Source organism: Paenibacillus sp. JT31N7, from assembly GCF_059692095.1.
On the sequence record NZ_JCAUAT010000002.1, the window covers coordinates 918,204 to 927,940 of the forward strand.

At 49.7% G+C, this 9,737-nt stretch carries 6 protein-coding genes; 1 reads left to right on the forward strand and 5 read right to left on the reverse strand.

Features of this window, described 5'->3' with window-relative positions; genetic code table 11:
- Positions 1-101 precede the first annotated feature (101 nt).
- From AC58P5_RS14420 to rpoD, 3 genes are all read right to left on the reverse strand, one after another.
- On the reverse strand, positions 102-1,292 hold the full coding sequence (locus tag AC58P5_RS14420) for a DHH family phosphoesterase (RefSeq protein WP_497387546.1): 1,191 nt from the start codon (positions 1,290-1,292) through the stop codon (positions 102-104).
- A gap of 214 nt (positions 1,293-1,506) precedes the next feature.
- The gene (locus tag AC58P5_RS14425; RefSeq protein WP_231392109.1) at positions 1,507-1,746 is read right to left on the reverse strand and encodes a hypothetical protein; all 240 of its coding nucleotides are present in this window, start codon (positions 1,744-1,746) and stop codon (positions 1,507-1,509) included.
- A gap of 21 nt (positions 1,747-1,767) precedes the next feature.
- Positions 1,768-2,679, reverse strand: a complete 912-nt coding sequence (gene rpoD / locus AC58P5_RS14430; protein ID WP_196809670.1) for an RNA polymerase sigma factor RpoD — start codon at positions 2,677-2,679, stop codon at positions 1,768-1,770.
- A 399-nt stretch (positions 2,680-3,078) separates the two neighbouring features.
- Between rpoD and AC58P5_RS14435 the strand changes: the two genes are divergently transcribed.
- Positions 3,079-4,581: a sensor domain-containing diguanylate cyclase gene (locus AC58P5_RS14435; protein WP_497387549.1), complete on the forward strand. Its 1,503-nt coding sequence runs from the start codon at positions 3,079-3,081 to the stop codon at positions 4,579-4,581.
- A 233-nt stretch (positions 4,582-4,814) separates the two neighbouring features.
- On the opposite strand, the gene AC58P5_RS14440 is transcribed toward AC58P5_RS14435, so the two are convergent.
- Together AC58P5_RS14440 and AC58P5_RS14445 are read right to left on the reverse strand one after the other, a co-directional pair.
- Complete coding sequence (locus AC58P5_RS14440) at positions 4,815-6,320, reverse strand: hypothetical protein (RefSeq protein WP_497387551.1); 1,506 nt, start codon at positions 6,318-6,320, stop codon at positions 4,815-4,817.
- 337 nt (positions 6,321-6,657) lie between these two features.
- Entirely contained in the window at positions 6,658-9,243 is a 2,586-nt protein-coding gene (locus AC58P5_RS14445; protein ID WP_497387553.1) for an Ig-like domain-containing protein, read from the reverse strand.
- Between the last annotated feature and the right edge of the window lie 494 nt (positions 9,244-9,737).

Genomic DNA, 9,737 nt, shown 5'->3' on the forward strand with positions numbered 1-9,737 from the left:
GAACGCTGATTCTGAGAGAAAAGGTACAAACCCATCCCCACAGGAAGATGCGCTTTGTCGCCTTCAACAGCCTACAGCAGCCTTCTGTCCGGCCGCACGGCTCAAGTTTCTTTTCTGAAATGCTTCATCAGAAATTTCACGAACGCTTCGTCACGGACCAGCCACGCGGCATAGTGCCGTTTAATAAAACGCTCGGCTTCCTCATACGTTTCGTACGAAGCGTCGACTTCTTCTCCGTTAATCTCCATCTTCCACTTTCCGTCAAAGGGATAGAGGAAAAACCGCGTGTCGCTGCGCCCTTCATACAGCGTTCCGAAGCTGCTGTTCTTCACGTTGTAGTAGTTGCGGAAAGCGTCCGTGCGGATCGGCTCGACGGAGAACGGCTCGGCCACGTAGGCCGGGTAAACCTCATCGGTCAGCGGACAGCCGGAAGCCTTCGCATGACCGCCGCCGCCGTAGCGTCCGGCCACCTGGGAAACATCCACGTGATCGTGGATGGTCCGGAAGCTGACGCGCTTGCCGCCCATATTCAGAATCGCGATGTAGTCCAGATGCGGGTACTCCTTGCCCAGCTCGTTGCCCAGTTCGGAATGGTACGATTCCGCATGGACAATGCCTACGCAGTAATCGTGAATGAACGTCTGGATGATTTCCCGTCGTTTTCTACGGATATAGCGCTCGATCTTGCTCTCTTCCATATCCAGAATTTTTTCTTCGAAATCATCGAAAGCGAACGGCTCGCTTCCCAGAAGACGGGGCACCATCTTCTCCTCGAATTCGTCAATGGACACGAGGTAGAACAAATCGTTCAGCCGCTTGGCCTGCCCGTTGCCGTTCGCCTCCCATTCCCAGGTGTCGTACTGGCGGACCAATTCGACGAATTCATCCAGCGCCGGAGTCGCTTTCAAAAACCCGCTGCGCAGCAGATGCTCGTAAAACAGGGACGTCGCGGAAGCGAGCCTCCCGTCGGCGTACGCCACCGTAACCGCCGCCCATGGATACGTATTGAAGTGCAGCGCCGTCTTATGGTGGTCGATCATGCTCATTTTGCCGCCGGCTTGCGCGTATTCGTTCAGCTCCTGCTCGTTCTGTTCATTAACCGACAAGTCTGTTATATAGAGGTACTCGTTCTTGATTTTTCCCTGCCGGGCAAGTTCCAGAAACTTCTGAACCTGAACGTTCAGCCCTTCCACGGAGTTGTACCGGACCTCGGCTTCTTCACCGAACGCACATTTGGCAAGAATGCCGCAGCCCACTCCGTCCAGGTCGTTATGTGTATACAAATGAATCATCGGACTCTGACTCCTTGCCGTTAATTTCCCGTCCTTCGCCGGGCGGGCTTTAATCCCTGCTAATTTTTCCACAGAACGGCCGAACTATGCAACCCTCTTTCTTTCACTTCATCAAAAAAAGGCACTTCCTCCGGTGAGATACCGCGCCTCGCGCGAGTACCTGACCGGGAAAATGCCCTGCCGGAACGGCTTTATTCAATCGGATGTTATTCGTTCAGTTGACCGGCTCCTTGCCGGATAAATCCCGCCATTTCACGACGAACTCGCTGTGAAACGCTTCGCCCTTGTATTCGCTGTGCTCTTCCAGAGCATTCCCGCATTCGCAGGAAATCTGATCGGCGCCGTAATTGTCCGTGCCGAATACGATCCGCTCATCCCGGTAAGCACGCTGGCCGGGCACCACTTTATGTTCTTCCCCGCAGTTCAGACAGCGGATGACAAACCCTGCAGTCATTGCCTTTCATCTCCCCTGCTCTTATGATTCGTCCAGAAAATCCTTCAACCGTTTGCTGCGGCTCGGATGTCTAAGCTTGCGCAGGGCCTTCGCCTCGATCTGGCGGATCCTTTCGCGGGTGACGCCGAATACCTGACCGACTTCTTCCAGCGTGCGGGTACGACCGTCGTCGAGACCGAAGCGCAGACGCAGCACGTTCTCCTCCCGCTCGCTCAGCGTGTCGAGCACGTCCTCCAGCTGCACCTTGAGCAGCTCGAACGCGGCGGCGTCGGCCGGAGCCATCGCATCCTGGTCCTCGATGAAATCTCCCAGATTCGTGTCGCTTTCTTCGCCGACAGGTGTTTCAAGCGACACCGGCTCCTGGGCGATCTTCATAATCTCGCGCACCTTCTCTACGCTGAGCTCCATCTCCTTGGCAATCTCCTCGGGAGCCGGCTCACGGCCGAGATCCTGGAGAAGCTCCCGGGATACCCGGCTCAGCTTGTTGATCGTTTCCACCATATGAACGGGGATACGGATCGTGCGCGCCTGGTCGGCGATGGAACGGGTGATGGCCTGACGAATCCACCAGGTCGCATAGGTGCTGAATTTATATCCCTTGGTATAGTCGAATTTCTCGACGGCCTTCATCAATCCCATATTGCCTTCCTGGATCAGATCGAGGAACAGCATGCCCCGGCCCGCGTATCTTCTCGCAATGCTGACGACCAGACGCAGATTCGCTTCCGCCAGAATACGCTTCGCTTCCTCGTCTCCCTGTTCGATACGTTTGGCGATATTGACTTCCTCCTCAGCCGAAAGAAGCCCGACACGTCCGATTTCTTTCAGGTACATACGTACGGGATCATCCATACGGATGCCATGCGGCAAAGACAGGTCATCCTGCTGCCCGCCCTGCTCCGCCTCCCGGGAGTCGTCTTTCCCCGGTTTCATAAACGGATCTAGTACCGGTTGGAATTGTCCTGCCTCTGTTCCTGTGTGTTGATCTTTTGTCATATGCTCAGCCCCCTGCTTCCCGAAACCGGAATCACGTCCAGTGCATTGTTGTTCTTTTCGTCTGCACCCGCCAAAACTCCGGGTAATGACCGCAACTGCAACCGCTATAATTATGAGTATTGACACCAAGATGAAATTATGATATATTGTAAATATCTAGCTTAAAAATAAGTACTTGTGATTTTATCACAACTTTCCTTTAAATTCAAGCCCTTTTTCACATTCCGTGGAAAAGGGTTTTTCTATTTTTTTCTTCTGGTAAATCTACCGAAAAAAGAATCGGCCTTTCCGCTTTTTGTGATAAAATGATTCATATTGTATAGCAGATAAAGAAGGATGAGTATTTTGCGAGAATTGATCTTCCCCTCCAAACAGACCGGTGATTCGCTGCTGTTCGCCCAGTCCCATCACGGACACTTGTTTCACCGGATCAAACTGGTCTCCATACTGCTGATAGCCGTCTATCCGTATTACTTCTACGCGGATTTCTTCCTTTACCGAGACGTTCCTGACGAGGCTTACCGGTACGGCTCTATCGGCATTCACCTGCTGGGTATGCTGATCTCGGTCCTGTTCCTCGTCCTGTACCGCCTGCTCCGGAATCAGGCTGCCGCTGCGCGGACGATCTGGCCGCCCCTCCTTGTCACTACCTATACGGCCCTCTATCTATTTATCGGCATGCTCTCTTCGATCAACAGTCAAAGCCTGACCGGAAACGTAGACGCCTATATCATCATTCTGCTGAGCGCGGCCATAATCCTTCCCATCCACCCCAAGAATTTTTTGGTTATTCTATTAATTAACCATCCGGTGTTCCTAGTCCTTCTTTCTATGGCAAACAAAGACAAGTACTCTCTGCTTACGAAAGAAATCAATACGACCGCTACGGCGGCGATCGCTTTTTTTGTCGCCCTGACCTTGTATAACCTGAGAAAAAAAGATTTCACCAATACCCGGAAGCTTCAAGAGAACGAAATCCGTTTCCGGAAGCTGTTCTCCGTCAATCCGTATCCGCTCGTTCTTTCCCGGATCCGGGACAATACCATCGTGCAGCTCAACGCCGAAGCCGCAGAGTTTTTTCAAATTCCGCTGGACAGCGGTACGCCCGCCGATGCCTCCATTACTTATCCCGGCGCCGCGGAGAAGGAAGAGATCATCCATGAGTTGCTGCAAAAAGACAGCATCAAGAACCGCATCTGCCAGCTCCCCGTATCGCCTCATTGCCAGAAATGGGTGATGATCAACTATGAGCTCATTATATACGACAACGAGACGTGCGTACTCGCGGGTATTACGGATATTACGGAGCTAAAAAAAGCCGAGGCCGAGCTGGCGCGCTACGCGTCCCTCGACGCCCTGACAGGGGCGCTGAACAGAGGTCATGGAATGGCGCTTCTCCAGCAGGAGCTTGTCCAGTGCAGAGAGCAGGGCGGCGAACTGGTTGTCTGCTTCGTCGATATCAACAATTTGAAGGAAGTCAACGACCGTTACGGTCACGCCGAAGGAGACTCTCTCATTAACAAGGCGTGCGAAGTGCTGCAGAGAAATCTGGAGCCGGAAGATTATTTGTTCCGATACGGAGGAGACGAATTCGTCCTTGTATTCCATACTCCGCCCGATGCCGCGGACCTCATCTGGAGCCGCATCCGCGAAGATCTGCTTACGCTTAGCCGGGAACCGGACAGTCCCTTTCCCGTTTCGGTCAGCCACGGTTTCTTTCATATCGGGACCGGCACGGATATGTCCGCCGCCGAAGTGATCGAAGCCGCGGATAAAGAAATGTATATCGAGAAGCACTCGTACAAGAAAAATACGTCTTCGGATTCCGATGCGACTTAATCGCATCCCGTCTCCGCTTTCGTAATTTTCGCGAATTCATTACGAAAAACACGAACAAAAGTGTGGCGGCGCAATATTTTTAATAAAAATTACCACGGGTTTTTAAAAAAATGAGGATACAACCTAAGGGGAAACCTCGGGAAGCAATCCTCATTTTTTATGGCCTCATACCGAGACGCGCTACTGCGCAGTTTGATCCTATTGTCGCAAAATTTAAATTTGTTGTGTTCTTTCTACCGACTCAACAGTTTACTTATATCCTTGTCCCAAATTAATATCTGTATATCTTCAAATTGCAATTCTTTTACAGGGTATCCAAACGTGTTAATAGCGGTTGTTTTATTAACTGCACCCCAGTCCGAAGAATCGAACATAATAAAGTTTGCTGGGGAATCATACCAATCTTGGTCAGATAGAAAACGAAAAGGTGTTATTTTTGCATCTGGTGTTGTTATCACCTGTCGAACTTTTACTTTTTCATGGCTATAGACTGTAATTGGAGTTGATAACCAATATGATGCATATCCATCAGTTAAGCCCTGATTTTGCAAGTACACCTGTAATTTATCCATTTTATTTGGATTTCTTTGAAACGAAAACGGGGTGAACATACTTAAAGCAAAAAGTCCTACGATACTAGCGACGTAAATATTTTTATTTGGCTTCCAATCAAATGTATTGAACCACCTACCAATCAATACACCACCGAAAAACACAACTGGGATCAAGTATCTTGTAGTATCCGTACCCAGATTCATGTTGCTGAACAAATATGCTGCAAAAGTTACTGCCATTGAAGTCGCTAGAAGTTGATTGATATAGTCAGTTTCAATTCTTCTTATCATTCGGTTTAAGGTTTGACCAAATACTAAAAGAACCAGTATCATCCCAATAAAATGAACAATCAGTATTACAGTTTGAAGAGATCCGATAGGACGTCCAAAAAAGTTAGCATTGAATAATTCTAGCAAACCAAATAACGTGGAATAAATGTTACGCCCCATATCTTCAAAATCAGCAAACATTGATTCCCCTGTCCCAGGAATAATAAATCCTCCCAAAACAGAAATCAGCTTCAACACAGCTTTTGCTAAAACCCAAGACACACATACGATTATGGGCGATACTATTTCCCTTTTCCACTGTGTGGGAGTAACATATATTCGGTACGCCCCCAACAATATGATGGGCGCGCCTAGGATCCACAAAATTACAGTATCCCCAAGCAGTGTCCAAAAAAAGAGAATACCAAAAAACAAATAAAATACTTTTCTTTGTTCATGCTTGGCAAATTGCAAAAATTTAATACAAATAAAGCACAGACCTACCGCGGCAATATGGATAGGGCCTGCGAGTGTTAGGCCGCCAAGTAAACCTACCGGAATCCCAATAAAACAAAATGTCAGCACTGGCCCTCTGACCCGTTTACCATCATAGACAACCCACAAAGCTGCCGCTACTGTCAGGACGCAAATTATTGATGGTACAATGTAAAGTAGCCGATGTGTAAAGCCAAATATCATAATGCCAACCACGTAAAACGGTATTTCAGTAGTGTAATAAGACACTGTCGACAAATTCCAACCGGACAGAAAAATATTTCCCTCATAAATTGATTTCGCTTCTAGAATAATTGCGGCGTAATCCGAGTTAGCAGGAGTCTGAATCGCATGAAGCAAGTAATACAGAAACATTGCAATGCTGAATAAAACTAACAACAAAACGCGTCTTTTTAACATCCAAGTATCTCCTATATAATAATTTATATGGTTGATTCTATCACTGTGCAATAGTAATTAGCCACCCTTTTATTTGATCCAGAACCTAAAGCCTGCCAAAGAATAAAAAACGTTTCCTTGTCCTACAAGGCTCTAGCGTTTTTTTTTAGAAATTGATCTTGTTTCCCCATCTCTCAACGTTTTTGATAAACAGTTTCCGGCTCTGTCCCACCTAATCCCTTGATATACCTTGGTTCTCCGCGTTTCCCCGGTTTTTTTGATTTTTTTCTCTTCGTCATTTATTCTGATAGGTCACAAAAAGGACCCGCGGCTGCAGGTCCTTTTTGTCTACATGCTATCAGTTGACCGTCACGTAGACTTTGGTCGATTTCTTCGCATACGTAACCGTAATCGTGGCCTTGCCTTTGCCGGTTGCCCGGATGATGCCGTCTTTCACGTCCGCTACACGGATGTTGGAAGATTTCCACAACGCCTCGACCGACGCGTCCTGCTCGGACAGATCCTCGAACGTTGCCGTAGCCTTCACCTTCGCCGTAGCTCCCGCTTTCAGCTCCACGGTAACCTTGTCGGTTTGCAGGTATTTCAATTTGTCTACATCGACGGGAATCGAAATGCTTTTACCGCCGAACGTTGCGGAAACGGTTGTGCTTCCCGCGCTGACGCCCGTCACTTTCCCTGCGCTCACATCGGCAATTTTGTAGTTGCTGGATTTCCAGAGGACGCTCGAAGTGACGTCTTTCTTGCTGCCGTCCGACAGGGTAGCCGTCACCTTGATTTGGACGCTCGATCCGGATTTGGTCGACACGAAGCGCTTGTCCACTTCCAAGGAAGAAACAACGCCGATTTCGACCGGAATCGTAACCGTCTTGCCGCCGTACTTCGCGGTAATCGTAGCTTTGCCGCGGGAGACCGGAGTCACGAGACCATTATCCACCGTGGCGACTGCCGCGCTGCTGGAGGTCCATTCCGCTTCTTTCGTCACGTCTTTCGGCGTTCCGCTGCCATCCGTGCTCGTAAGAGTGATCAGTTTGTTCTCGCCGAGATCGAAATTCAGGAACGACGGATTCGCCGTCAGCTTGTCCGCCATATCGACTTGAACCTTGAATGTAACCGTCTTGTTATTGAAAGTGGCCGTAATGGTAGACTCGCCGGAAGCGACACCCGTTACCAGACCGGCATCTACGGTCGCCGCCTTCTCATTGGAGCTCGTCCAGGCCGCTTCTTTCGTCACATCTTCTTTGGTGCCGTCCGAATATGTCGCCGTCAGGTCCAGCACCTGAGTACCGGCCTTTTTCAATGAAATGGTGGTCTTGCTGCCGGTGGTCAACGTTTTCAGCACACCTACGGACACTTGAACGACAGCCGTTCTCGTACCATACTTAGCCGTCACTGTTGCGGCACCTGTACCTACGCCGGTAATCACGCCTTTGCGTACTTCCGCGATGTCCGCAGCGCTGGAGGTCCAGTCGGCTTTCTCCGTTACGTCTTCCACCTTGCCGTCACTGTAGATCGCGTTCAGCGTTACCTTCTCGTAGCTGCCTACTTGGAAGTTAACGGCCTTCACGCTTGCTTTGATCGTGTTCGGAATATCGACCGACACTTTAACAGTGACGGTTTTGCCGCCGTACGTCGCGGTAACGTTAGCTTCTCCCGCTTTCCGCGCGGTCACTTTGCCGTCCGTCACGCTGACAACATTTTCGTTGTCTACGGTCCATTTGGCTTCATCCGCCACGTCTTCCTTCGTATCGTCGGCATAGGTCGCCCATAGGACGATCTGCTCCTCTTTGCCGGTTTGCAGGAAAAGCGGCTCTTTCTCGGCTTCCAGACGTTTCGGAACATCCACGTCTACGACGACCGAGACGGTTTTCGTGCCGTACTTGGCCGTAACGGTCACTTCGCCCGTAGCATTCGCGAACAGCTTGCCTTTGACGACGCTGACGATATTTTCGTCGCTGGAAGTCCAGTCCGCGCGGGCCGTAATATCATCGGAGCTTCCGTCGGCATAAGTCGCTTTCAGGCTCAGCTGCTCCGTGCCGTTTTTCTTAAGCAGAACCGTTTCCTTGCCCAGATCCAGCTTGATGGCATTGTCCACGTCTACCTTGATAGTCGCCGACTTTGTGCCGTAGCTTGCTTTGATCGTAGCTTTACCCGGTCCATATCCGGTTACTTTGCCTTTCAGGACATCCGCCACATTCGGGTTGTCGGATTCCCACTCGGCGATGTCGGAAACATCCTCGGAAGTGCCGTCGGGATAAGTCGCGATTAACGTGATCGCTTCCGAGTCTTTCAGAAGCATGGAAATCTGCGATTTGTCGGGATCTACCCGTTTCGCGATTTCGATGCTGACCGGTACGGAAACCGTCTGGTTGTTATATTTAGCGGATACGATCGCCGTACCCGAGCTTTGACCTGTGACGAGACCGTTGACTACCGTAGCCACGGAACCGTTGTCGATGTTCCATTCGGCCTTCTTCGTTACGTCTTCGTTCGTACCGTCGTCATAGTAGGCCGTCAGTTTGATTTGTTCGGATTTGCCTTTGCGCAAATCAATCGTTTGTACGTCTTTAATAAGAGAACGGACATGCTTGCTTACCGTCACGTTGACGATAACCGTTTTCCCTTTATGAGTGGCCGTAATGACGGCTTTGCCTTCTTTCTTCGCCGTAACCGATCCCGCATACACGGATGCGATATCCGGAGAACCCGAGGTCCAGTCGGTTTTAACCGTGACGTTCTCGGTCGCGCCGCTGTCGTAAACCGCGGTTGCCGTAAGGGAAGCGGTGCCGCCTACCTCCAGCGAAAGTTCGTTTTTGTTCAGCACCAGGCTGGTAACTTCCAACGCCATTGCGCTCATTGCGCCGAAGCTGCTCGATACCAGAGTTAAGGTAAGGAATAAAGCCAATATCCTCATTGCCCGCATCATTTCATCTCCTAGTCTTTGTTCTTGTTGGACAGCCGTGTGGATACTTGCTTAAACAAGGCGTCCTTCCGCAGCTGTTCAAAAAGCTGGACCTTCTTTTCATGCCGAACCCGAACTGTAATTTCGACGTCCTTGTCGGTACCGAAAAATGTGATCCCCCTTTTAGGTCAATGGCGTTCGCCCGGCAGAAACGGTAACTTCCGATTAAGCGTTTAATTAACGCTCGGCTGGCGATTTACCCATTTGTTGGAATCACCACTTCTAATATATCGACAAAAGGCCACAAAATGTTTAGCCTTAATCTCCATAAAAAACACCCATGCAGAAAATTTCCGTCCTTCTCCTTGTTCGGCCAAAATAAAAAGAGATTCATAAAATGAATCTCTTCAGATTGTCGAGAAACCCCATCTTTTTGAGATGTGGGTTTCTCTTTCTTTACCTAAAGCTGTTTGGCACACAAAAAAACAGAGGGTTACCCCCTCTTTTCCAGGCGATCC

Coding starts and splice junctions, on each gene's coding strand:
- AC58P5_RS14420 (WP_497387546.1), bottom strand. CDS start 1,292: ATGATTCATTTGTATACACATAACGACCTGGACGGAGTGGGCTGCGGC.
- AC58P5_RS14425 (WP_231392109.1), bottom strand. CDS start 1,746: ATGACTGCAGGGTTTGTCATCCGCTGTCTGAACTGCGGGGAAGAACAT.
- rpoD (WP_196809670.1), bottom strand. CDS start 2,679: ATGAAACCGGGGAAAGACGACTCCCGGGAGGCGGAGCAGGGCGGGCAG.
- AC58P5_RS14435 (WP_497387549.1), top strand. CDS start 3,079: ATGAGTATTTTGCGAGAATTGATCTTCCCCTCCAAACAGACCGGTGAT.
- AC58P5_RS14440 (WP_497387551.1), bottom strand. CDS start 6,320: ATGTTAAAAAGACGCGTTTTGTTGTTAGTTTTATTCAGCATTGCAATG.
- AC58P5_RS14445 (WP_497387553.1), bottom strand. CDS start 9,243: ATGATGCGGGCAATGAGGATATTGGCTTTATTCCTTACCTTAACTCTG.